The sequence below is a fragment of the Micromonospora sp. NPDC051925 genome, assembly GCF_044548625.1.
In the GTDB taxonomy this organism is placed as follows: Bacteria; Actinomycetota; Actinomycetes; order Mycobacteriales; family Micromonosporaceae; genus Micromonospora.
This window is the reverse complement of record NZ_JBIUCH010000013.1, coordinates 1-22,951: the sequence shown is the minus strand read 5'-3', so window position 1 is coordinate 22,951 and position 22,951 is coordinate 1. Positions and strand designations below refer to the sequence as shown.

The following is a 22,951-nucleotide window of genomic DNA, read 5'->3' as shown; positions in this document are numbered from 1 at the left end:
GGCGGGGCGGGGCGGGGCGGGGCGGGGCGGGGCGGGGCGGGGCGGGGCGGGGCGGGGCGGGGCGGGGCGGGGCGGGGCGGGGCGGGGCGGGGCGGGGCGGTCAGGCGGCCCGGGCGGTCCAGCGTGCGCCGTGTCGCTCCACCAGCAGCGGCAGGCCGAAGGTCTTGGTGAGGTTGTCGGCGGTCAGCGTCTCGTCGAGCAGCCCCTGGGCGACCACACCGCCGTCGCGCAGCAGCAACGCGTGGGTGAAGCCGGGCGGGATCTCCTCGATGTGGTGGGTGACCAGCACCAGGGCCGGGGCGTCCGGGTCGTACGCCAGCGCGGCGAGCCGGCCGACCAGGTCCTCGCGCCCACCCAGGTCGAGCCCGGCGGCCGGTTCGTCGAGCAGCAGCAGCTCCGGGTCGGTCATCAGGGCACGGGCGATCTGGACCCGCTTGCGTTCGCCCTCGGAGAGAGTGCCGTACGCCCGGTCCGCGAGGTGGCCGACGCCGAACTGCCCGAGCAGGGCGTGGGCGCGGGCCTCGTCGGCCGGGTCGTAGCTCTCCCGCCAGCGGCCGACCACCGACCAGGCGGCGGTGACCACCACGTCGCTGACCCGTTCCTCGGCGGGAACCCGCTCGGCCACCGCCGCGGTGGTCAGGCCGATCCGGGTCCGCAGCTCGTTGATGTCGGTACGACCGATCCGCTCGCCGAGCACGTGTGCGACGCCGGTGCTCGGGTGCAGCCGGCCGGAGGCGAGGTTGAGCAGGGTGGTCTTGCCGGCGCCGTTGGGGCCGAGCACCACCCAGCGTTCGTCCAGTTCGACCTGCCAGTCGACGTCGTGCAGCAGGGCGGTGCCGGATCGCCGGACGGCGACGCCGTCCAGGCTGACCACCAGATCCGCGTCCACGGTCGAGGGGGCGGTTACGGCGGCTGCGGCGCCGGGGATCGGGTCACCAGTCACCGCCCCATCCAACCACGCAGCCCGGGTCGCCCCCCACGGGCGGTGTCGCGGCCATAGGGTGGGGCGCCGTGTCGTTGGTCACCACACCGGGAGGACGGCCCATGCCTGTACGAGACGAGAGGTGGTGCGGATGAGCGCGGTCATCGAGATCGCCGGCCTGCGTAAGACGTTCCGCACCCTGCGGCACGGCAGCCGGGTGGCGGTGGACGACTTCGACATGGTCGTCGAGGCGGGCCAGGTGCACGGCTTCCTCGGCCCGAACGGCTCCGGCAAGACCACCACCCTGCGCGCCCTGCTCGGGCTGGTCAACGCCGACGCCGGGGAACTGCGGGTGCTGGGCGAGCCGTCCCCGGAGCAGTTGGCCCGGGTCTCCGGCCGGGTCGGCGCGATCGTGGAGAGCCCACAGTTCTTCGGCAACTTCACCGGGCACCGCACGTTGCGGTTGCTGGCGGTGGCCGGCGGCGTGCCGACGTCCCGGGTGGACGAGGTGCTGGATCAGGTCGGCCTCTGGGATCGGGGCCGGGACCGGGTGAAGGCCTATTCGCTGGGCATGAAGCAGCGGCTGGCGGTCGCGTCGGCGCTGTTGAAGAGCCCGGAGCTGCTGATCCTGGACGAGCCGGCGAACGGGCTGGACCCGGCCGGTATCCGGGAGATGCGGGACCTGATGCGCACGCTCGCCGAGTCCGGGGTGACCGTGCTGGTGTCCAGCCACATCCTGGCCGAGATCCAGCTGATCTGCGACCACGTCACGATCATCTCGCAGGGCCGCCGGGTGGCCGCCGGCCGGGTGGACGACGTGCTGGCCGGGCACGACCAGCACGAGTGGCGGGTCCGGGTGGCCGACCCGGAGCGGGGCGCGGACCTGCTGCGGACGGCCGGGCTGACGGTCACCGTTCACCCCGACGATCTGCTGGTGGTCGGTGGCGCACAGGAGCCGGAACTGATCAGCAGCACTCTCGGCGGGCAGGAGTTGTGGGTACGCGAGCTGACCCCGATCCGGCCGGACCTGGAGAGTGTCTTCCTTGATCTGACCGGCGGGGCGGCCCTGCCCCGGCAGGCGGACGACGCCGGCCCGCCCGGTGAGCCGCTGATCGAACTGGACCTGACCGACGGTCGGAGGGTGGACGCGTGAACCTGGTCCGTGCCGAGGTGGAGCGGCTGGCCGCCCGACGCTTCGTCCAACTGATGGTGCTGCTGCTCGCGGTGGCCTTCGCGGTGACCACCGCGACCACCCTGATCGGATCGCACCGGCCGTCGGCGAACGAATTGTCCGCCGCCCAGACGCAGGCCGCGCAGGTGGTGGCCAGGATGGAGGCGGAGCACACCCGCTGCCTGCGGATCAAGGCGGGGGAGATCCCGATCACCGAGGACGCCGGCTACGTGCCGGCCGACTGCACCGAGCTGGACCCGGCGCGGATGGAGCAGTTGCCGGTGGCCACCGACTACCTCTCCTCGGTCTTCGTCTTCTCCCACCAGGCCCGTGGGCTGCTCTACTTCCTGGTCGCGTTCCTGGTGCTGTTCGGCTTCCTGGTGGGCGCGTCGTACATCGGTGCCGACCTGAACTCCGGCGGGGTGGTCAACCTGCTGCTCTGGCGTCCGGGCCGGCTCACCGTGCTGGGCACGAAACTGGGCACCCTGGTCGGGGTGGTGGCCGCGCTCTCGGTGCTGGCGACGGTGTTCTACCTGGGCACCTTCTGGACGATCGGACAGACGGCCGGCCTGCCGGGCACGCTCGACGGGGAGTTCTGGGGCCGACTGGGTGCCATCTACGGGCGGGGCCTGGTGCTGGTGCTGCTGGCGACGGTGCTCGGCTTCGGGATCGCCACGCTGGGCCGGCACACCTCGGCGGCGCTCGGCGCGGTCGCCGCGTACGCGGTGGTCTGGGAGCTGGGCTGCCGCCTGGTGCTGGAGATCCTCGACGTGGCCCGGCCGGACCAGTTGATGCTCTCCAGCTATCTGGGTGCCTGGTTGACCGGCCGGGCGGAGTTCTGGGACAACAACGGTTGCCCGCCGGGCGGCGGCTCCTGTGACGGTGGGATCTACGCGATCACCTGGGTGCCGGCGCTGCTGGTGCTGCTGGCGCTGACCGGGGCGGTGACCGGGGCCGCGTTCGCCGCGTTCCGCCGCCGCGACCTGCTCTAGCAGCACTTTGTCGACTGGGGACGAGTTGGTGGCGGAGCGGGCAGCACCCGAGCCAGGTCGCGCGTAGGCGCTGCAGTTCGCGCAGGACGGTGGATTCGTCCTGGTCGGGTGGCCGTTGCCCGAGCAACCGGCATTCGGGCAGGACTCCGTCATCGCCGCGTCGGGGCCCGCTGACAAAGCACTGCCGAGATGGACGACCAATTGTCGAAGCCAGCTTTCCGGAAGGAAAGAGTGTCGGGTGGAGATGCAGGTCGCAGGCTGACGCCGCGAATTCCCCCGACCACCAACCCGACTGCCGTCGATCCGGTAGGCGCATGACGAACAAGCCACCGGGCCACAAATTGTTTCTAGGAAACTCGCCGACCGCGATCGGGCGTAGGCCGCCCGGAATCTGCGCGACAATTCTGGACAGATTCCTATTTGCCACACTTCGCGCCGAGTTCAGCGAGAGAGGACCCGATGAGCCAATACCCGATTGACTGACGACAGTCAACACGTTGACAGTTAATGACGGAGGCTGAACTATTTACAGCCATGGATCAATTTCGGGTGCACCGTCGGCTTCGGACAGGACTGAGCGCAGTTGCTGCTGCGGCAACCATCCTGGCCGTGGGAATTGCAAGTCCAGCAATCGCCGCAGGGCAAATAGTCGGTAGTGGCGGTCCGGACGCCATTGCCGACAGCTACCTCGTCGTATTCGACGATCACGTCACCGTCGGTGCCCGTGCGAATGTGGCCGCCCTGACCGGACAGTTGGCCGCGAAGTACGACGTCGACGTGGAACACACCTACGAGCACGCGGTCCATGGTTTCGCCGGCACCATGACCCGCACCACCGCACGACGGCTGGCGGCCGAGGCCGACGTGTCGTACGTCGAGCAGAACCGGGTCGTCCGGGCGCTCGACACCCAGCCCAGCCCTCCGTCCTGGGGCCTGGACCGGATCGACCAGCGCAACCTCCCGTTGGACGCCAGCTACTCGTACCCGACGACGGCGTCCACCGTGCGCGCGTACGTGATCGACACCGGCATCCGGACCACGCACACCACCTTCGGCGGCAGGGCCACCTGGGGCACCAACACCACCGGCGACGGCATCGACTCGGACTGCTCCGGCAACGGCCACGGCACACACGTCGCGGGCACCATCGGCGGCTCCCAGTACGGCGTCGCCAAGGGGGTGGCCCTGGTCGCGGTCAAGGTGCTGGACTGCAGCGGCAACGGCACCCTCGCCGGGGTCACCGCCGGCGTCGACTGGGTGACCGGTCACCACGCCGCCGGTGTGCCGGCCGTGGCCAACATGAGCCTCGGTGCGGTCGGCACCGACAGCACTCTCGAGTCCGCAGTGCGCAACTCCATCGCCGACGGCGTCGTCTACTCCATCGCCTCCGGCAACAACAGCATTGACGCCTGCGGCTTCACCCCGGCCAGGGTCACCGAGGCGATCACCGTGAACGCCAGCACCACGGCGGACGCCCGCGCATCGTTCTCGAACTGGGGCACCTGCACCGACATCTTTGCCCCCGGGGAGGGCATCGTTTCGGCGTCCAACGGGAGCGACACCGCCACCGCCTCGCTCAGCGGCACCTCGATGGCCGCCCCGCACGTCGCAGGTGCCGCCGCGCTGGTGCTGGCCGGCAACGCCGGGCTCACCCCGGCCCAGGTGGCCGCCGCCCTCTTCGACGCCGCGACCCCCAACAAGATCACCAACCCGGGCGCGGGTTCGCCGAACCGCCTGCTGTACACGGGCTCGGCCCCGCCCTCCCCCGGCACCGCCACCCTCACCCGGTACTTCTGGTCCGGCCGGGACCACGTCAGCTCCACCACCCACCCCGGCGGCAGCTACCAGGCCGAGGGCAGCCTCGGGAAGGTGCTCACGGCCCAGCTCGCCGGCAGCCACCCCCTGTACCAGTGCCAGGTGGGCAACGACCGGTTCACCTCCCTGTCCGCCAACTGTGAGGGCCGGACCTTCCTCGGGGTGATCGGCTACGCCTACGACAGCCCGCCGGCTGCGCCCTACCAACCCCTCTACCGCTGCATCACGCGCAGCGGCGCGGATCACTTCGACTCGCCGGACCCGAACTGTGAGGGGCAGAACAGCGAAGGGACGCAGGGCTACCTGCTCCTCTGATCGGCTGTTCCGCCGGCCGACGGCGGGGCGCGGGCCCGGGGTGCCGGGACCACGCCCCGCCGTCGCTCCCACCCACCGTCACGCCAGCGTCGGGAGAACTCATGAGACGACTGCTCGCCATCCTGATCGCGCTTGTCCTGATCCCGTTCACCCCCATCCTGTCGACCGAGTACGCCTACGCCGACGGCTGGTCCGGACCGCAGTCGACGATCGTCAACCGCAACGGCCGCAAGGTGATCCAACTGTGCGACCAGGGCGGCGGCTGCCGGACGAGCACACCGTTCTTCATGGCGCTGAACTCCCAGAGCGTCCCGATCGGGGAGAACAACTGGTCGTACTTCAACTACCAGGCGCAACTGGCCGCGGCGAACACGGGCGCGGCGGAGATGAACGTCGCGCCCATGCTCCAGGTGCACCTGAACAACACCAGCGACGCCTTCATCGACCAGTTGGCCGGCAAGCTCAACCAGCTCAACCCCCGGCCGTACCTGATGGTCCGGATGTACCTGCAGGACGCGCCCCCCGGCGCCGAGCCCATGCGGATGAAGGACCTGCAGGGCAACGTGCGCGACGACACCAACGGGGCGGGCCACCCGTGGACGTTCAACGAGGCCTGGCTGGCATACCAGGAACAGCAGATCACCCGCGTGCTGACCCGGATGGACTCGCAGTACCCCGGCCGGGTGATGTCGCTGCTGATCGCCTACGAGAACGGCGGCGAGTGGTTCTACCGGCCCTACGGCTACCACGACACCACCAACAAGATGCTGGACTGGGGTGCCCCGGACCTGTGCGGCACCGGCCCGGACGGCGTGCGGGTCTGCCAGCTGTACCCCTGGACGAACGACTCGGGCACCCAACCCGGCCCACGGGGACGGCACTCGTTCTACCTGGACGACTACTCCAGCAGCGCGGAGGCCGGCTTCTGCGCGTGGAGCGCCCTGCCGGCGAGCCTGGTCCCCAACTGCCGGTCGGCCACGCCCACCGAGCGCAACAACGCCGTGCCCGGCCAGTCGCCAACGACCTCGGGGGCGTCGCGCGGCACCGTGCTGGACCCGGCCGACATCAACTCGTTGCGGGCCGCCAAATACCACCAGTACATGTCGGCGCGCAACGTCGCGGCCATCACCCGGCTGCTGGCCAAGGCCAAGCAGGTGACCGGCAACCGCATCCTCACCACGGTGTTCTACGGCTACCTCTACGGCCTGCGCACCGAACTGGGGACCAGCGGAAGCAACGACCTGACGACACTTGTCAACAGCCCGTACGTGGACATCATCGGGGTGCCCCACTCGTACGGCACCAGCCGGAGTCTGGGCAACGGATTCGTCCAGCAGGGACCGCCGGACACCATGCGGCTGGCCAACAAGCTGTGGCTGGACGAGGACGACACCCGCACCCTGCTGGCCTGCGCGCCATCGAACTGCCAGCCCATCCCGTTCCAGACCGCCACGAACCTGTGGGACAGCATCCGTCTGCTGCGCCGCAACCTGATGACCGCGGCGATCGGCGGCCGGGCCATCCACTTCCTGGACCTCCAGGGGTACGGCTGGTTCGGCGACCCGGCCCGGCCCACCGAGTCGGAGACCCTGTGGGGGAACCTCCAGTCGGTGTTCCGGGCCGCCGACAAGATCCAGCTCGGCGGGGCGAACGCCTACCAGCCGCAGGTCGCGGTGTTCGTCGACGACGTGTCGGCCAACTACCAGCCCGCCCTGACGCCCGCCGGGGAGAACTCGTACGCCTTCGCCAGCGACCAGCTGTCCAACCTGGTGGACGACCTGACCCGGCTGGGCACCCCGGTGCGGCACTACCTGCTCAGCGACCTGACCAAGGGCAACCTCGACCTCAGCGCGGTCAAGCTCGCCGTCCTGCCCAACGCCTACGCGGTGTCCTCGACGGTGCGTACGGCGATCGACACGAAACTGAAGACCCCGGGTCGTACCGTGCTGTCGCTGTATGCCGCCGGGTACGTGCAGGACGACCAGGCCGCCTCCACCACCTCGATGACCGCGCTCACCGGAATCACGGTCGCCAAGGGCACCGGGACGCCCGCCCTGGGCCAGAACTACTCGTTCGTCGGGCAGAGCGGCGGCCCCGGATACCCACTGACCCCGTGGTTCACCGTCACCGACCCGGGCGCGTCGACCCTCGGCACCTACCAGGCGGGCGGGGTCTCGCTGGCCCGCAAGACGATCCCCGTCACGGGCGGCAGTTGGACGTCGGTGTACGCCGCCGCGCCCAAGCTTTCCCTGGCCGCGCTCCGCAAAATCAGCGAGGACGCGGGCGTGCACCACTTCGCGCCCGTGGGCGACACCGTGGAGGCGACCGGCAACATGCTGATGGTGCACGCCGGCAGCACCGGGGTGAAGACCGTGCGGCTGCCGCAGAGCATGCCACGCGTCTACGAGACCGCCCTGTACCCCAGTGACGTCGAGATGTGCCGCAACTGTTCGCAGCTGACGGGCCTGTCTTTCAACACGGGCGACACCCGGGTGTTCCGGTGGACCGCACCGCCGCGCGGCAACTTCGAACTGCTCACCGGATCGACCGTGGAGGGCTGGGCGGTCGACGTGGACCTGCCGACGACCTCCTCGGCGGTGGCCGTGTACCGGGGCGGGCCGGCAGGCGTGGGAACGTACCTGGGCGACTTCCCGACCGCGACCAACCGGCCGGACGTGAACTCGTACTTCGGCACCACCGGCGTGCACTGCTTCCGGTTCACCCTCTCCGGATGCTCGCCGGGCACCCAGATCCACGTCTACGCCCTCGACCCGGAGGGCGGCACCGGCGACGGCAGCACCTACCTGGGGGCGCGTCCCTGCACCTGAGGCGTCGACGGCGCAGGGTGGGCTCACGTGCCGGGCGGGCCGCCCGTACGACGCCGGACCACCGGCGACCGCCCCCGATCCCGGCAATATCTTGCCGAGGTCGGGGGCGGTGGTGGAGTATTCCTTCACATGGTGGCGGGTGGGTGGAGCGGACGGTCAGCCGACGGTCGACCCGAACACCTCGTCCCGGACCGCGTCCAGCGCGGTGCGCAGCGCCCCCCGCAGGATCGGCTCCTCGGTCAGACCGGTGGGCACCACCCGGGGCCGGACCAGCGTGATCGCGGCCACCTCGTGCTGCACCCGCTCGGCCAGCGCCGCGCCGCCGGCCTGCCCCACCTCGCCGGCGAGCACCACCAGCGGCGGGTCGAGCACCACGCAGGTGCTGGCCACCCCGAGGGCGAGCCGGCGGGCCAACTCGTCGAGGAGCGGGCCACCGGTGGTGCCGGCGGCGATGGCGGCACGCACCGCGGCTGCGGCGTCGGGTGCGTCGATGCCGTGCTCACGGGCCACCTGCCGGACCGCGTCCGCCCCGGCGAGCTGCTGGAACGCCGGCTTGGCCCGACGCGAGACGTCCCGGGGGATCGGTGCCCCCGGCACCGGCAGGTAACCGATCTCGCCGGCCGCGCCGCTGCTGCCGTGGTGCAGCCGACCGCCCAGCATGATCGCCAGACCGACGCCGGCACCCACCCAGACCAGGACGAAGTCCGCCAACCCCTGGGCCGCCCCGGACTGCGCCTCGGCGACGGCGGCCAGGTTGACGTCGTTCTCGAAGACGACCGGGGTGTGCAGGTCCTCGCGCAGCGCGGCGAGCAGACCCCGGTGCCAGCGGGGCAGGTTGAAGGCGAAGGTGATGTCCCCGGTGGCCGGGTCGACCAGGCCCGGGGTGCCGAGCACCACCCGCCGTACGCTGTCCAGCTGCGCGCCGGCCCGGCTGGCCGCCTGCACCACCGCGTTGTGCACCACGCCGACCGGGTCGTCGGTGTCCCGGGTGGACTGCTCGACCCGGCTGACGACCGCGCCGGTGATGTCCGCGCAGGCGGCTACCACCCGCTCCGCGCCGACGTCCACCCCGACCACGTACGCGCTGCCCGGCCGGACGGCGTAGAGCTGCGCGTTCGGCCCCCGCCCGCCGGCCTGCTCGCCGACCCGGGCGACCAGCCCCCGCTCCTCCAGCCGCTCGACCAACTGCGAGGCGGTGACCTTGGACAGGCCGGTCAGCTCGCCGATCCGGGCGCGGGTGAGCGGGCCGCGTTCGAGCAGGAGCTCCAGCGCCGCACGGTCGTTGAGCGCCCGCAACAGTCGGGGGGTTCCGGGCAGCCGGGTCGCACTCATGCCACGTCCTCTGGTTTTCGTAAACTCTACTAACCGAATCGCGCTGATCAGGGGTGTCCGTAGCGTATCGGCCATCCCGGGCCGGGTAACTCGGACGACCCGGCCGCCCGCGACGACACTCGTGCCGTCCGGTCGCGCGGGGCCGATGGACGGTCGGCGCCCAACATCCGTGCCGGCACCGTCGGCCTCGTGCGCCCGGCACGCTCGTGCCGCCCAGAGCGAAGGGGAGATTCAATTGGGGTGGGATCCAGGACTGCGCCGGTTGGCGCTCGGCACGCTGCTGGCCGCGTACCCGGGGCCGGTGCCGCCGGACTGGGCGGTCGAGCTGGTCGCCGAAGGGCTGGCCGGGTACACCCTCTTCGGCACCAACGTGCACGACCCGGCCCAGTTGGCGGCGAGCACCGCCGTGCTGCGTGCGGCCCGGTCCGACGTGCTGGTCGCCATCGACGAGGAGGGCGGCGACGTCACCCGGTTGGCGCACGCCACCGGCAGCCCGTACCCGGGCAACGCGGCGCTCGGCGCGGTCGACGACACCGCACTGACCCGACGGATCTACGCGGCCATCGGCGTCGAGCTGGCCGCCGTCGGCGTCACCGTCGACCTGGCCCCGACGGTCGACGTCAACACCGCCGACGAGAACCCGGTGATCGGCACCCGCGCGTTCGGCGCGGACCCGGGCCGGGTGGCCGCGCACTCGGCCGCCGCCGTCGCGGGCCTCCAGTCGGTCGGGGTGGCGGCCTGCGCCAAGCACTTCCCCGGCCACGGCGCGACCGTCGCCGACTCGCACCACGAGCTGCCCACCGTGGACGCCGACGCGGCGCTGCTGCGGGGTCGTGACCTGCCGCCCTTCGCAGCGGCGGTCGACGCGGGCGTTCAGGCGATCATGACGGCGCACATCCGGGTGCCGGCGCTGACCGGGGACGGGCCGGCCACCTTCAGCCGGGCCGTCCTGGTCGACCTGCTACGCGGCGAGTACGGCTTCACCGGCACGGTGGTCACCGACGCGTTGGAGATGAAGGGCGCGGCCGTCGCCGCCGGCGGGGTCGGACCGGCCGCCGTACGGGCCCTGGCTGCCGGGGCGGACCTGCTCTGCGTGGGCGCGAAGGTCGACGCCGCGCTGGTCGATCAGGTGGTGGCCGAGATCGTCGGGGCGCTCGGGGACGGTCGGCTGGACCGCTCCCGGGTGGAGCAGGCCGCCGGCCGGGCCGCCGCGCTCGCCGCCTGGACCCGGACCGCCGTCCCGCCCGGTCCCGTCCCGCCCGGACTTGTCCCGCCCGACTCCGTCCCGCCCGGTCTCGGGTACGAGGCTGCCCGCCGGGCCGTCCGGGTGGAGGGCGACCTGACCGGGCTGGAGCGACCGCTCGTGGTGCAGGTGTACGCCGCCTCCACCATCGCCGAGGGTCGGGTGCCCTGGGGGCTGGGCCCACACCTGCCCGACGTCGAGCAGGTCCGGGTGGTCGCCGCCGGGACCGATCCGGCGGCGGTGCGGCGGCTCGCCACGGGTCGGCCGATCGTGTTGGTCGGACGGCACCTGCACCGGCTGCCCGGCGGTCCCGCCCTGGTCGAGGCGCTGGCGGCGACGCACCCGGTGACGGTGGTGGAGATGGGCTGGCCGGGGCGGTGGCGGCCGGCCGGCGTCCGGGCCTTCGTCACCACCTACGGCGCGAGCCACGCCAACGGCCGCGCGGCGGCCGAAGCGCTCGGCCTGGCCGGCTGAGCCACGACGCCAGAACGGGCGCTGAGCCACGACGCCAGAACGGGCGCGGCCGGGTCAGCGACGCCAGGGGGCCGGGTCGCCGTGGTCGTCGGGGAGGCCGAGCAGTTGCCCGACCGCGGTGATCCGCAGGACCCGGGCCACCACCGGCTGCGGGTCGACCAGCCGCAGGGTGGCCCCCCGGCCCACCGCCTCCGCCGCCCCGCGCAGCAACGCGGCCACCGCCGTGGAGTCGAGGAAGGTGACGGCGGTGAGGTCGACGACGATCTCCAGCAGGCCGGGCCGGTCGAGCGCCTCGTCGAGAGCGCGCTCCAAGCCGGAGACGGTGGCGATGTCCAGCTCACCCGCCGGTGCCAGCACCACCCGGCCGTGCTCCTCGCCCGGCGTCGGCAGCTGCATCACCCGTCCACTCCTGTTACCCGTCCGCTCCTGGCTACCGTCGGATCCTGGTCACCGTCCACTCCTGACCGCTCGCGACGTCCCGCCGCGACGACCGACCATACCGGTGGGCCCTGACACCGGTCCGCCGGGGCAGCCGCCGGAGCATTCGAGGCGCCCGCGACACGCACGTTGCGTCACCAACCAGCGAGGGCATCGATTCCCCAACCGCAGCTCAAGTCCACTACCGGACAGAGTCAACGCGCCGAACCCCCCTTGCTCCGGAGGCAAACATATACGTAGCGTGACCAGCACCAAGGGTCGACCGGCGGGGCCTGGGGCATGCTGCGGACCGTGGATCCGGCCCGGGATCCACGGTCCGCGCTCCACCCGGGTCGCCGCCCGTGCCCGGTCAGGGCGTTCGCCGCCCGCGCCCGGTCAGGGCGGATAGACGCCGTACGAGGACCAGCCCCGGTCCGGGAAGCCGGCCGCCTCGGCGACCCGGGCGGAGCCGATGTTCGCGGGGTCGTGTCGATAGGTGGGGACAGCCCCCTCGTCGAGCACCCGGCGGGCGGCCTGCGCGACGAGCCGCCGGGCCAGCCCCCGGCCGCGCGCCGCGGGCACCGCACCGACTGCCAGTTCGTGCCCGTGCGCGTCGTGTCGCTTGATCCCGACGCCGGCCAGGTAGCCGCCGCCGGCGTCCCGGACCACGAGCACATCGGTGTCGAACAGGTGCAGCCAGGCAGGGAGGGCCGGATCGGTGGGGTTGGTCCAGGTGCCGACGTCGGGCAGCGCCGCCGGCGCGAGGCACCACCGGAACACGTCGTCGTTGACCACCCAACCGGGTTGCCCCACCGCTGCCGGCAGGGCCTCGTACAGTGCGGACTGCGGGCCCCCGGCCAGCGCCCGGATGGCCTCGACCCGCCGCGGCGGGACGGAGAGCACCGCGCTGCCGTCGGCCCGGACGGCGATGGCCGGACGCGGGCGTCCGTCCCAGGCCGGGCGCGCACGTCGCCGCGAACCGATCACGTGCAGCCCGGGTCCGGCCGGCCACTGCCCGAGCCAGGTCACCAGGTGCAGGTACAACCGCCGGTCCAGCACCGCCCGCCCCTCTCACCTGGTGGATACCTCCATGATCCACGGTACGCCGGCACGTCCCGGCGGAAGCCCGGTTGCCGACAGCATTGCGCGGGTAGGGCAGAAGAGGATCGTGACCGGCCTCAGCGGAACCTGGTCCATCGACCGGGCGTCATATCTATTTCCATACATGTACACCTTTCTTTGGGACGGTAATGGTCATGCCAAAGCAACCGAATGACCGGTACCAGCAGGACGACGTGCGGATCTGGGGTACGGCGGAGACCGCCGGCCGGTTCCCGACCCAACCCCGGTACCGGGAGGCCCGGTGCGGTCGGGGCCTCGACGCCCCGCTCTCCTGGGCCGAACTGAACACCCTTCCCGCCGGCTCCTCCTCCCGGCGCGGCCTCACCGCCCGCTGACGCGCCAGCCCCGTTGATCCTCTGGACCTGATCCCTGCACCCCACCCTGAAGGAGGGGCCACCGGCCCACACCTTGTAGCGTCTTGTGGTCGATTCCCGGCCAACGACAGGAGAAGCTCAGCACATGGGCAAGAAGACGATCCACGTCTCCGACTTCAGCGGCACCGTGCTGCGTCCCGACGACGAGGTGGTCAGGGTCGTCGTGCTGGAGCACCCCGATCTGGTGGCCGGGCCCGTGCAGCTGGACGCCACCGTCACCGAGGTGGAGAGCATCGACGACGCCGCGCTCGACGTGGCGGTAGTCGAGATTCACGACCGGCACGGCGGCGACGAGCCGCGCCGGGTGGTGCTGACCGCCAGCGAGTTCGACGCGATGGCGACCGACGCGCCGATGGCACAGCTGTTGAGGACGGCGGAGCGGGTCCGACCGCCGAAGGCCCGCAAGAGCGCCGAGAAGATCGACTACGGCACCCTCGACCATGCCGGGAAGCCGCACCGGGGCCGGGTCACCGAGGAGGAGGCCCGGCTGGTACGCGAGCAGCTCGACGAGGTCAACAAGCGCCTTGCCGACGCCGGCCTCCGCCAGATCGACCCGGCCGACCCGGAGCACGCGCTGCGTTACGGCTTCCCCACCGACGACTGAGTCGTACCGGCCGCGGCCCGGACGCGGCCGATGGTCGCGCCCGGCCGCTGGCCGGCAGTCTCCATGATTCTCCCGCCCGGCCGTGGTGGGCGGCTTCCCACGGGGGTTGATTCGCGGCTGGCGACCGGCGGTCCGCCGGGAGCAGTCCGGGGCTCCCGGGGACCGACCCGAGGGCGTTACTTCCTGCCGACCGCCTCGGCGAGCGCGGCGGCCAGCAGCGCCTCGGCCCGGTCCTTGGTCAGGCCCAGTCCGGACAGCACGCCCACGCCGTCCTCCAACTCGAGCAGGGCCAGCAGGATGTGCTCGGTGCCGATGTAGTTGTGCCCGAGCCGCAACGCCTCGCGGAAGGTGAGTTCGAGGGCCTTCTTGCCCTGCGGGTCGTACGGGATCAGGTCGGGGACCTGCTCGGCCCGCGCGGGCAGCGCCGCCGTTGCCGCTTCCCGGACGGCCGCCGGGCTCAGCCCTTCGGCGACCAGAGCCCTCGCGGCAAGGCCCTCCGGTTCGGCGAGCAGGCCGAGCAGCAGGTGTTCCGGCCGGATCTCCGCGTGGCCGGTGCCGCGCGCCTCCTCCTGCGACACGATCACCACGTTGCGGGCCCGGGGGGTGAAGCGACTGAAACCGGCGTTGGGGTCCATGGCGGCCGCCGCGTCGGCCTTCGTGGCAGAGCGCTTCTGGGCGGCCTGCTTGCTCACCCCCATACTCTTGCCGATCTCCGTCCAGGAGGCACCGGAGCGGCGGGCCTGGTCGACGAAGTGGCCGATCAGGTGGTCGGCGAGTTCGCCGAGATGGTCGGCGGCGAGCACCGCGTCGCTGAGCTGGTCGAGCGCGTCGGGGCGGGCCTTCTTGATGGCCTGGATCAGGTCGTCGAGGCGGATCGAGTGGGGGATCTGAATGGGTTCCGTCATGCGTCAACCATAGGTTGACGGCCACCCTTTCGTCAACCGAAAGTTGACGCTCGGAGCCCACCGTGGGCGATCGCCGGCACTCCCGGTGATCGGTGGCGCCACCACCTCACCGGACCGCCCGACCCGTGCCGACGGCGCTCCGATACGGTGCGACGACGGACCGGCTCGGCGGCGTTGGCGGGAGGATCGGGATCATGCGGCTACACGTCGGCTGCGCGATGTGGACCCACCGGTCGTGGCAGGGGCGGTTGATGGCGCACCCGCTCCCGGCCCAGGAGCGGCTACGGCACTACGCCGGCTGGTGTGACGCGGTCGAGGGGAACACCACGTTCTACGCGACCCCGGCCCGGGACACCGTGGCCTCGTGGGCCCGGCAGACCGATCCCGGCTTCCGGTTCGTCCTCAAACTACCGAAGGTCGTCACGCACGAACGGCGGCTCGTCGACGCCGACGGGCCGCTGCGGGTCTACTTCGACGCGATCGAGCCGCTCGGCGGCCGGGCCCACGCCCTCTGGATCCAGCTACCGGGGTCGTTCACCCCGGCGGACGTCCCCGCGCTCGCCGGCTTCCTCCGTCGACTGCCCAGTTCCCACCGGTACGCGGTGGAGGTCCGACACCCCGCCTTCTTCCTGGAGCCCCACGCGACGCGACGGCTGGAAGCAGTGCTGGCCGAGGCATCCGCCGAGTGGATCCCCTTCGACACCACCGCGTTCTTCCGCGACCTGCCGACCAGCGACGCGGAACGGGAGGCGTGGACGAAGAAACCCCGCCTGCCGTTGCGGTCGGTCGCGCTGACCGACCAGCCGATCGTCCGGTACCTCGGCCGGGACGCCGAGGCGCAGACCGTCGAGGGCTGGCAGCGCTGGGTCGAGATCATCGTCGACTGGCTGCGGGAGGGTCGCTCGCCGACCATGTTCGTGCACACCCCGGACAATGCCGACGCGCCACTGCTCGCCCGCCGCTTCCACGACGAGGTACGAGCCCGGGTTCCCGCGCTGGCGGCGCTGCCCGAACCGGTGCCGGTCGAGCCGCTGACCCTGTTCTGAACCCGACCATCTCGAAACTATCGACTGCCGATCGCCGTCGGCCTCCCCCGGGGTAAGCGCTCGCCGCACGATCCGCCCATCCGGGCATGTGCCTGCACGGAAGATCCCGTTCCGCAGTCCCCGCCATCTGCGGGGCAGCACATCCATGCATTGACGTAACCCGATGCCATGCCTACAGTATCGAAATAGTAACCGAAAGTTTACCGAAAAGACGATGGGCCTCAGCCACCCCACCGCGACCTCTCCCGAGCCGGCGCAGGCGGTGCCCGACCCACCCGCCGACGAGCCCAGGAGGACAGCGAGACATGACGCGGCTCATCCCGTTCGCGATCGACATCTGCGCGATGGCGCTCGTCGTCGCGGCGATGCTCCTCGGCGACCACCGGCGGATGCTCCGGAGGGACCGCCGTGATCCGACGCCCAGCACCGGAACGCCGGTGCCGGCGGGGGCACCCCGATGACCCCGCCACCGCTGGCGTCGGCGCTGGCGGACCTGTCCCCCGTCGGGCTCGCCGAGCTGATCGACCGGGCCGCGTTGCAGAGCAGGGTGGACCGCAAGTACGTCGTCGCGCTGGACGAACTGCCGCACCTGCTCGACCGGGTCGCCCCGTACGCCCGGGTGCTGGACATCGACGGCGCGCGCGCCTTCCGCTACGAGTCGGTGTACTTCGACACCCCGTGCCTGGCCAGCTACCACAGCGCGGCGTACCGCCGACGGCGGCGCTTCAAGGTGCGCACCCGCACCTATCTCGACTCGGCGGAGTGCTGGCTGGAGGTCAAGATCAGCGGGGCCCGGGGGCGGATCACCAAACATCGACTGCCGTACCGGCCGGAGGACCGTCGTACCCTGCGGCCGGGGTGCGGTTTCGTCGACGAGGCGCTCGTCCGTGAGTCGATCCGACCCGCCGGCGGTCCCCTCGCACCGGTGCTGGTCACCGGCTACCGACGTACCACGTTGCTGTTGTCGGCGACGGCGAGCCGGATCACCATCGACACCGACCTGCGTTGGCAGGACGGCGACCGCAGGCTGGGCCTGCCCACGGTCGCCGTGGTCGAGACCAAGACCAGCTCGGCGGCCTCCCCGGTCGACCGGATGCTGTGGCAACGCGGCACCAGACCCGTCCGCATCTCGAAGTACGCCACCGGCCTGGCCGCCCTGCGACCGGACCTGCCGGACGTGCCGTGGCGGCGGACACTGCGCCGGCACTTCCACGACGCCACGGCGTCGGTGGCGTCGACGCCCACCACCACCCTCCGCACCGAACAGGAGACATCGTGCGTCTGACCATTCGCCCACCGACCCGTCGCACCGCCGGGATGGCCGCCGTCGCGGTGCTCGTCACCGGGCTCCTCGTGCCGTACGCGGCACAGGCCGACGCCGAGCCGGCCGCCGCACCAGCCCATCCGGCCCCGGCCCGCGCCGGGGTCACCACCGGCCTGGACACCTCCGCCGCCGATGCCGTCGCCGCCGCCGAAGCAGCCGACGACCTGGTCGGCGACATCGTCTTCTCACGGCCGAGCGGCACCTTCCAGGGGGAGGTGACGGTGTCGCTGAGCACCACGATCAGCGGCGCGCAGCTGCGGTACACCACCGATGGCCGACTGCCCACCGCCCAGTCGCCGCTCTACGCCGGTACGCCGCTGCGGTTCACCCGCACCACCCAGCTACGCGCGCAGGCCTTCGTCGGCCAGACCGCGTCCGGGACGCCCGGCACCGCCATGTACGTCGCCCAGAACGTCACCACCGCCCACGACCTGCCGGTGGTCCTGCTCGACTCGTACGGCGCCGGAAAGCCCGCCCGCGAGTACCTCGACGCCACCGCGATGATCTTCGAGCCGGGCGGCGGTGGCACCACCTCGCTGGCGGCGGCCCCGACGGTCGCCACCCGCGCCGGGTTCCACCTGCGCGGGCAGTCGTCGGCGAGTTTCGAGAAGACGCCGTACCGCCTCGAACTGTGGGACAACGACAGCGACGACGCCGACTACCCGGTGCTGGGCATGCCCGCCGACTCCGACTGGGTGCTGCGCGGGCCGTTCAGCGACAAGGCGTTGATCCGGGAGGCGCTCGTCTACGACCTCGGGCGGGAGATGGGCATGCCCGCGCCGAGGTACCGGTTCGTGGAGTTCTACCTCAACACCGACGCCGGCCCGGTGGGCGCCAGTGACTACATGGGCGTCTACATGGTCGTGGAGACCATCAAGAACTCCAAGAACCGGCTCGACCTCAAGCAGTTGGACGAGGACGACCTGACCCTGCCCAAGATCCAGGGCGGGTACATCTGGAGCTTCGAGTGGCTGGCCGCCGAGGAGCCGACGCTGCCCTGTACCGGGCCGGCGGCGACCTGCTGGAACTACCTGGAGGTGCGCGACCCGTCACCGCTGCAGGCACCCCAGCGGGACTGGTTGCGCGGGCACGTCCAGGAGTTCCACGACGTGCTGCGGGCCGCGAACTCCGCCGACCCGGTCACCGGCTACCGGAAGTACATCGACGTCGACTCGTTCGTGGACCAGATGGTCCTCAACGAGTTCAGCCGGGAGATGGACTCGTACATCCGCAGCGCGTACTTCTACAAGGACCGGGACACCAAGATCTTCGCCGGCCCGCTGTGGGACTACGACCTGACCTTCGGCGTCGGCGGCTACTTCGGCAACGACCAGGTCGCCGGCTGGCAGTACCAGCAGACCCGGCAGCCGGTGGCCAACGACTGGTTCCCCCAGCTGGTACGCGATCCGGCGTTCGTCAACCAGCTCCGGTCACGCTGGCAGACGCTGCGCCGGGGTCTGCTCTCCGACACCGCCCTGCAGAACCGGATCAACGCGCTGGCCGCGCCGCTGACCAACGCCGCACAGCGCAACTTCCAGCGCTGGCCCAATCTGACCAACCCGATGGTCGGCCCGTTCTACACCCCGACCGCGCCCACCTGGCAGGGCCAGGTCCAGTCCATGCGGGACTGGATGCTGCGCCGCGCGGCCTGGCTCGACTCGACCGCCGGCTGGGGTGGACCGGTGACCACCCCGCCGCCGTCGCCGACGACCCCACCGCCCACCCCGACCACCCCACCGCCCACGACCACCCCACCGCCCACGACCACCCCGCCGCCCAGCGCCGCCCGCTGCACCGCGACGTACACGGTGACCGGTCAGTGGACCGGCGGGTTCCAGGGCGAGGTCAGGGTCACCGCCGGGGCCTCGGCGATCAGCAACTGGACCGTGACCTGGACGTACGCCAACGGCCAAGCGGTCACCCAGGCCTGGAACGCGACCGTGACCACCCAGGGTTCGACGGTCACCGCCCGCAACGTGTCCTACAACGGGACGGTCGCCGCCGGTGCCAGCACCACGTTCGGGTTCCTCGGCTCGTCCACCGGCACCCCCGGCATCCCGGTGCTGACCTGCACGACGAGCTGACCGCCCGCGGGCGCGCGCAGCGGGGGCCGGTCAGCGTCGACCGGTCCCCGCTCGCCGTCGGCGCACGGACCGAGACCCCGCTCCACCGGGCACCGGCACCGGGCGGGGACCGGCACCGGGCGGGCACCGGCACCGGGCGGGCACCGGCACCGGGCGGGCACCGGCACCGGGCGGGGACCTGCTCGGGCGCGGTCGGCGGTTCGGCCGCCCCTGGCCGACTCCTCCGACGGCAGGCGCGATCTGCGCGAGGTGCCGGCGACCGGAGCCGGGCGCGGCGGATCAGCGGGAACGCGCCGGATTCCCGGCCGTGGCCCGGGTCAGCAGGTCGCGGACCCGGGTGGCGTCCGGATGGTCGAGTTCGTCGAGGATGCCGAGCGCCCGCCGCCAGGTCCGCAGCGCGCCGCCGGTGTCCCCCGCCGCGTGCCGGGTCTCGCCCAGCCGGGTCAGGGTGTCCGCCTCGTCGTACCGGTCGCCGATCCGCCGGTACAGCGCCAACGCCCGGCCGTAGCAGCGGAGCGCCTGGCGGTGATGGCCGAGCCGGTCGTGGATGAAGCCGAGGCTGTCCCAGGTGTTCGCCTCGCCGTGCCGGTCGCCGGTCGGGCGCAGCAGCGTCAACGCCTGCGCGCAGTGGTCGAGCGCCGGCCCGTACTGGCCGAGTTGGGCGTGCGCCCAGCCGACCGCGTTGCGGGCGCTGGCCTCCCCCGCCAGGTGACCGGCGGCCCGGTACAACGCCAGGGCCCGCTGTACGTGGTCCAGCGCCTCGGCGTACCGGCCGAGCCCGTCGAGCATCGCGCCGAACGCCCGGTGGGTACGCGCCTGCCCGGTGTGGTCGCCCAACGCGCCGAACATGATCAGGGCTTCCCGGTAGTGCTCCACCGCCTCGTCCACCCGGCCCAACCGGTAGAGCACCCGGGCGAGATCGCGGTGGGCGTTCGCCTGTCCGGGCCGGTCGCCCGCCCGCCGCGCCCCGGCCAGGGCGGTCTGCTGGGCCACGGCCAGGTCCGGCCAGCTCCCCCGGCGCTGGAGGAAGTCCACCAGGGTCCAGGCCAGTTGCCAGCAGTGTCCGTCGAATCCGGTACGCCCGGCGTGGGAGACCGCCGCCAGCAGGACCGGGTGCTCGGTGGTGAACCAGGCCAGCGCCCGACCGTGGTCCGGCAGTTCCTCGGGCGTCACCCCCGGCAGGGCGGCGGTCAGGGCCACCGGATCCCGACCGGGTTGCAGCAGCAGTGCCGCCGCGTGCGCGGTGTGCAGGTAGTGGTCCAGTCCACGCCGGACCGCCGCCCGTCGCTCCTCAGCCGGGTCGAGGCTCTCGGCCAACTCCGCCGCGTACGCCCGCAACAGGTCGTGGGCCGCGAACCGGCCGGGCGCGTGCTCGGTGACCAGGTGCGCATGGGCCAGCTCGGCCAGCAGTCGGGTCACCCGGCTCCGGGGCAGCCCGGCCAGGCTCGCCGCCGCGGCAGTGCCGAGGTCCGGTCCCGGATGGCAGCCGATCAGCCGGAACAGTCGCGCCGCCGGCGGTGTCAGGTTCCGGTACGACCAGGAGAAGACCGACTGCACGTCGGTGCCGGTGTCCCCACCGTCGAACGAGTCCGACAGGCGCGGTGCCTCGCGCAGCTCGGCAACGATGGTGGCCAGGGGGAACGTGGGATGCGCCGCCCCCCGCGCGGCGAGCACGGCCAGCGCCAGCGGCAGCCGTACGCACCGTTCGATCATCTCGTCCACCGCCTGCGGTTCGACCGTCAGCCGGCCCGCGCCCAGCCGCCGGGCCAGCAGTTGCCACGCCTCGGCGGTGCTCAGCAGGTCGACGGCGATCTGTCGGGCGCCCTCGGCGGTGATCAGGCCGGCCAGCCGGTTGCGACTGGTGACCAGGAACAGGCAGCTCGGACTGCCGGCCAGCAGGGGCCGGACCTGGTCGACGTCGCGGGCGTTGTCCAGCAGCACCAGCATCCGACGACCGGCGAGCAGGCTGCGGTAGAGACCCACCTGTGCGGGCAGCTGGGTGGGTATCCGCTCGGGTGGCACCTCCAGCGCCTCGATGAATCCCCGGACCGCCTCGGCGGCCGTCACCACCGAGCCGGTGGAGTCGAATCCGCGCAGGTCGACATAGAGTTGGCCGTCCGGGAAGCGGTCGGCGACCCGGTGTGCCCAGTACACCGCAAGCGTGGTCTTGCCGGACCTCGGTTTATAACCCATATTTGATGCATGGCTGGTAAGAACTCCTCTAGGCGTCGTGCGATCTTGTTGGCTCGTCTGTCGGACAAGCGTGAGGACGTTGACCTCACGGATGAGGGCATCCCGTCCGGGCTGGACGACCAGATCCAGCGTATGCGGGATCGGGCCGGTGGGCTTGATTGGGATGTGTGGAAGGTGATCAAGAATCCTCGTTTGTCGGCGTACAAGCGGCGGAAGGTCACGTTGCCGGACGGGCGTCGGGAGTACCGGGTGTGGCGTCCGGACTTGCGGGAGGCCCTTGCGGATCTGTCGGCGGGGCGGGCGGACGCGTTGCTGTGCCTGGACCTGGACCGGGCGTTTCGTGATCCGAAGGATCTCCAGGATCTGGCGGACGTGGTGGAGTTCTCGCCGCACTCGATCGTGGTGGAGTCGTGCACCAACTCGTTGCACATGGAGAAGGGGCACGACAACTTCGATGCCGAGGTGCGGGTGTTGGTGGCGAACAAGGCGTCGCGGGACGCGGCGCGGCGGGTGTCGATGGCGCGGGAGCGGCAGGCGCGTAACGGTCAGTTCGGGGGTGGGCGTCGTCCGTTCGGGTTCTGTCTCGGTCCGCCGGACGTCCCGGACGGGGCGATGCCGGACGAGGTGGTGTGTCCGTGGCACGGCGGACGGTCGTGTAAGGCCGGGGTCACGACGATCGACTACGAGATCGAGGTGGTCGCGGACTGTTCGCACCGGCTGTTGCAGGGGTTGACGTTGCGGGCGCTCGCGGCCGAGTTGCGGGAGGGGGACGTGTCGACCGTGACGGGTGCGTCGTGGTCGGCGGAGACGTTGCGGGACATCCTGTTGCGTCCGCGTAACGCCGGGTTCATGGTGCACAAGGGGCAGATCTTGGAGGGGGTGAGGGCTCCGTGGGAGCCGATCGTGTCCCCGGAGGTGTTCAAGGCGGTGTGTGAGTTGTTGACTGACCCGTCGCGGCGGGTGGGTCCGGGTGCCGCGCCGCGCTGGCACGGGTCGGGTATCTACCGGTGCGGTATCTGCACCCCGCTCGACGTGGTGGTGGACGAGCCGGTGACGTGTGAGGTGACCGGTGGTGGACGGGAGCCCCGCTACCGGTGCAAGGAGCGCAACCACCTGACCCGTAACGCCGGCAAGGTTGATGAGTTGGTGTTCGCCAACGTGCTCTACACGCTGACGCACCCGGACCGGTTCGACCTGTTGGCCCCGCCCGCCCCGGAGGTCGACGCGCAGGCGTTGCGGGGTGAGCGGGCCGCTATCCGCGCCCGGTTGGAGCGGATGGCCGAGGACGAGGTGTTGGGCAAGCGGACCGCCGGGCAGGTCGCCGCCGCTACCAGGGTCGGTAAGGCCCGTATCGCGGAGATCGAGGAACTGTTGAACGCGAACGTGACCGATGACCCCCTCGCGGAGGTGATCAACTCGGCGGACCCGGTGAGGATGTGGCGGGACATGGGGTTGGCCAACCGGCGACTCATCATCGACCGCCTGTTCACGGTGACGATCCTGCCGTCCGGGAAGCGGGGCCGGGGTTTCTACCCGGACTCGGTGCGCATCGACGCGAAGCAACCCCTTCGTCCGCTGCTCGCCGCCGTCGCGTAACCGCTCGCGACGACGCGACGGGCCACCCCCGAACCTCGGGGGTGGCCGCTCGTGTTTTGACCATCGGGGGGATTCGTAGTGGTCTAGGTCTAGCGATACGGGGAGGACCCTGTCCATGATCTGAGTTTCCAGACAAAGATCATCAGTGGGCAGGGTCCTCGATGGGGAGCGTAGCGGTTACCGGTGTCGGCCAT

At 71.8% G+C, this 22,951-nt stretch carries 18 protein-coding genes and 1 pseudogene; 13 read left to right on the top strand and 6 right to left on the bottom strand.

The annotated features are described in order from the left end of the window. Positions 1-100 precede the first annotated feature (100 nt). A complete protein-coding gene (locus ACIG87_RS18795; RefSeq protein WP_396851871.1) occupies positions 101-943 on the bottom strand; it encodes an ABC transporter ATP-binding protein in 843 nt (280 codons plus the stop codon). A gap of 130 nt (positions 944-1,073) precedes the next feature. Between ACIG87_RS18795 and ACIG87_RS18790 the strand changes: the two genes are divergently transcribed. From ACIG87_RS18790 to ACIG87_RS18775, 4 genes are all read left to right on the top strand, one after another. Next, a complete protein-coding gene (locus ACIG87_RS18790; RefSeq protein ID WP_396851869.1) occupies positions 1,074-2,075 on the top strand; it encodes an ABC transporter ATP-binding protein in 1,002 nt (333 codons plus the stop codon). After that, positions 2,072-3,085 (top strand): ABC transporter permease, encoded by a 1,014-nt coding sequence (locus tag ACIG87_RS18785; protein ID WP_396851867.1) that lies wholly within the window; start codon positions 2,072-2,074, stop codon positions 3,083-3,085. The genes ACIG87_RS18790 and ACIG87_RS18785 overlap by 4 nt, the downstream gene beginning before the upstream one ends. Before the next feature lie 534 nt (positions 3,086-3,619). After that, positions 3,620-5,215, top strand: a complete 1,596-nt coding sequence (locus tag ACIG87_RS18780; RefSeq protein ID WP_396851865.1) for a S8 family peptidase — start codon at positions 3,620-3,622, stop codon at positions 5,213-5,215. Between the two features lie 101 nt (positions 5,216-5,316). Continuing rightward, positions 5,317-8,043 carry a hypothetical protein gene (locus ACIG87_RS18775; RefSeq protein WP_396851863.1) on the top strand — a complete coding sequence of 909 codons (2,727 nt, stop codon included), beginning with the start codon at positions 5,317-5,319 and terminating at the stop codon, positions 8,041-8,043. Positions 8,044-8,199: 156 nt separating this feature from the next. On the opposite strand, the gene ACIG87_RS18770 is transcribed toward ACIG87_RS18775, so the two are convergent. Next, on the bottom strand, positions 8,200-9,375 hold the full coding sequence (locus tag ACIG87_RS18770) for an ROK family protein (protein WP_396851861.1): 1,176 nt from the start codon (positions 9,373-9,375) through the stop codon (positions 8,200-8,202). A 235-nt stretch (positions 9,376-9,610) separates the two neighbouring features. On the opposite strand from ACIG87_RS18770, the gene ACIG87_RS18765 reads away from it, so the two are divergent. Continuing rightward, complete coding sequence (locus tag ACIG87_RS18765) at positions 9,611-11,092, top strand: glycoside hydrolase family 3 N-terminal domain-containing protein (RefSeq protein ID WP_396851859.1); 1,482 nt, start codon at positions 9,611-9,613, stop codon at positions 11,090-11,092. A 54-nt stretch (positions 11,093-11,146) separates the two neighbouring features. Here ACIG87_RS18765 and ACIG87_RS18760 read toward each other — a convergent pair whose 3' ends face one another. Beyond that, entirely contained in the window at positions 11,147-11,488 is a 342-nt protein-coding gene (locus ACIG87_RS18760) for an STAS domain-containing protein (RefSeq protein WP_396852116.1), read from the bottom strand. A 417-nt stretch (positions 11,489-11,905) separates the two neighbouring features. After that, a complete protein-coding gene (locus tag ACIG87_RS18755) occupies positions 11,906-12,568 on the bottom strand; it encodes a GNAT family N-acetyltransferase (RefSeq protein ID WP_396851858.1) in 663 nt (220 codons plus the stop codon). Between the two features lie 197 nt (positions 12,569-12,765). Between ACIG87_RS18755 and ACIG87_RS18750 the strand changes: the two genes are divergently transcribed. Both ACIG87_RS18750 and ACIG87_RS18745 read left to right on the top strand, forming a co-directional pair. Then, positions 12,766-12,966: a DNA repair protein gene (locus ACIG87_RS18750; protein WP_396851856.1), complete on the top strand. Its 201-nt coding sequence runs from the start codon at positions 12,766-12,768 to the stop codon at positions 12,964-12,966. A gap of 124 nt (positions 12,967-13,090) precedes the next feature. Next, positions 13,091-13,609, top strand: a complete 519-nt coding sequence (locus ACIG87_RS18745) for a hypothetical protein (RefSeq protein WP_396851855.1) — start codon at positions 13,091-13,093, stop codon at positions 13,607-13,609. 176 nt (positions 13,610-13,785) lie between these two features. Here the strand turns inward: ACIG87_RS18745 and ACIG87_RS18740 are convergent, their stop codons facing one another. Further along, on the bottom strand, positions 13,786-14,514 hold the full coding sequence (locus ACIG87_RS18740; protein ID WP_396851853.1) for a Clp protease N-terminal domain-containing protein: 729 nt from the start codon (positions 14,512-14,514) through the stop codon (positions 13,786-13,788). A gap of 218 nt (positions 14,515-14,732) precedes the next feature. Here ACIG87_RS18740 and ACIG87_RS18735 point away from each other — a divergent pair, with 218 nt between their 5' ends. The 5 genes and pseudogenes from ACIG87_RS18735 to ACIG87_RS18715 all read left to right on the top strand — a co-directional run bounded on the left by ACIG87_RS18735 (position 14,733) and on the right by ACIG87_RS18715 (position 18,968). Beyond that, positions 14,733-15,560, top strand: a complete 828-nt coding sequence (locus ACIG87_RS18735; RefSeq protein ID WP_396852114.1) for a DUF72 domain-containing protein — start codon at positions 14,733-14,735, stop codon at positions 15,558-15,560. A 305-nt stretch (positions 15,561-15,865) separates the two neighbouring features. Beyond that, positions 15,866-16,021, top strand: coding sequence for a hypothetical protein (locus ACIG87_RS18730; protein ID WP_396851851.1), 156 nt, complete (start codon positions 15,866-15,868; stop codon positions 16,019-16,021). Next, on the top strand, positions 16,018-16,845 hold the full coding sequence (locus tag ACIG87_RS18725; RefSeq protein ID WP_396851850.1) for a polyphosphate polymerase domain-containing protein: 828 nt from the start codon (positions 16,018-16,020) through the stop codon (positions 16,843-16,845). The genes ACIG87_RS18730 and ACIG87_RS18725 overlap by 4 nt, the downstream gene beginning before the upstream one ends. 32 nt (positions 16,846-16,877) lie before the next feature. Further along, a pseudogene (locus tag ACIG87_RS18720) lies at positions 16,878-17,252 on the top strand (chitobiase/beta-hexosaminidase C-terminal domain-containing protein); the annotation flags it as partial. 27 nt (positions 17,253-17,279) lie between these two features. Further along, a complete protein-coding gene (locus ACIG87_RS18715) occupies positions 17,280-18,968 on the top strand; it encodes a CotH kinase family protein (protein ID WP_396852112.1) in 1,689 nt (562 codons plus the stop codon). Between the two features lie 279 nt (positions 18,969-19,247). On the opposite strand, the gene ACIG87_RS18710 is transcribed toward ACIG87_RS18715, so the two are convergent. After that, entirely contained in the window at positions 19,248-21,161 is a 1,914-nt protein-coding gene (locus ACIG87_RS18710; RefSeq protein ID WP_396851848.1) for an ATP-binding protein, read from the bottom strand. A gap of 174 nt (positions 21,162-21,335) precedes the next feature. Here ACIG87_RS18710 and ACIG87_RS18705 point away from each other — a divergent pair, with 174 nt between their 5' ends. Beyond that, on the top strand, positions 21,336-22,757 hold the full coding sequence (locus ACIG87_RS18705) for a recombinase family protein (protein ID WP_396851846.1): 1,422 nt from the start codon (positions 21,336-21,338) through the stop codon (positions 22,755-22,757). Positions 22,758-22,951: the final 194 nt, after the last annotated feature.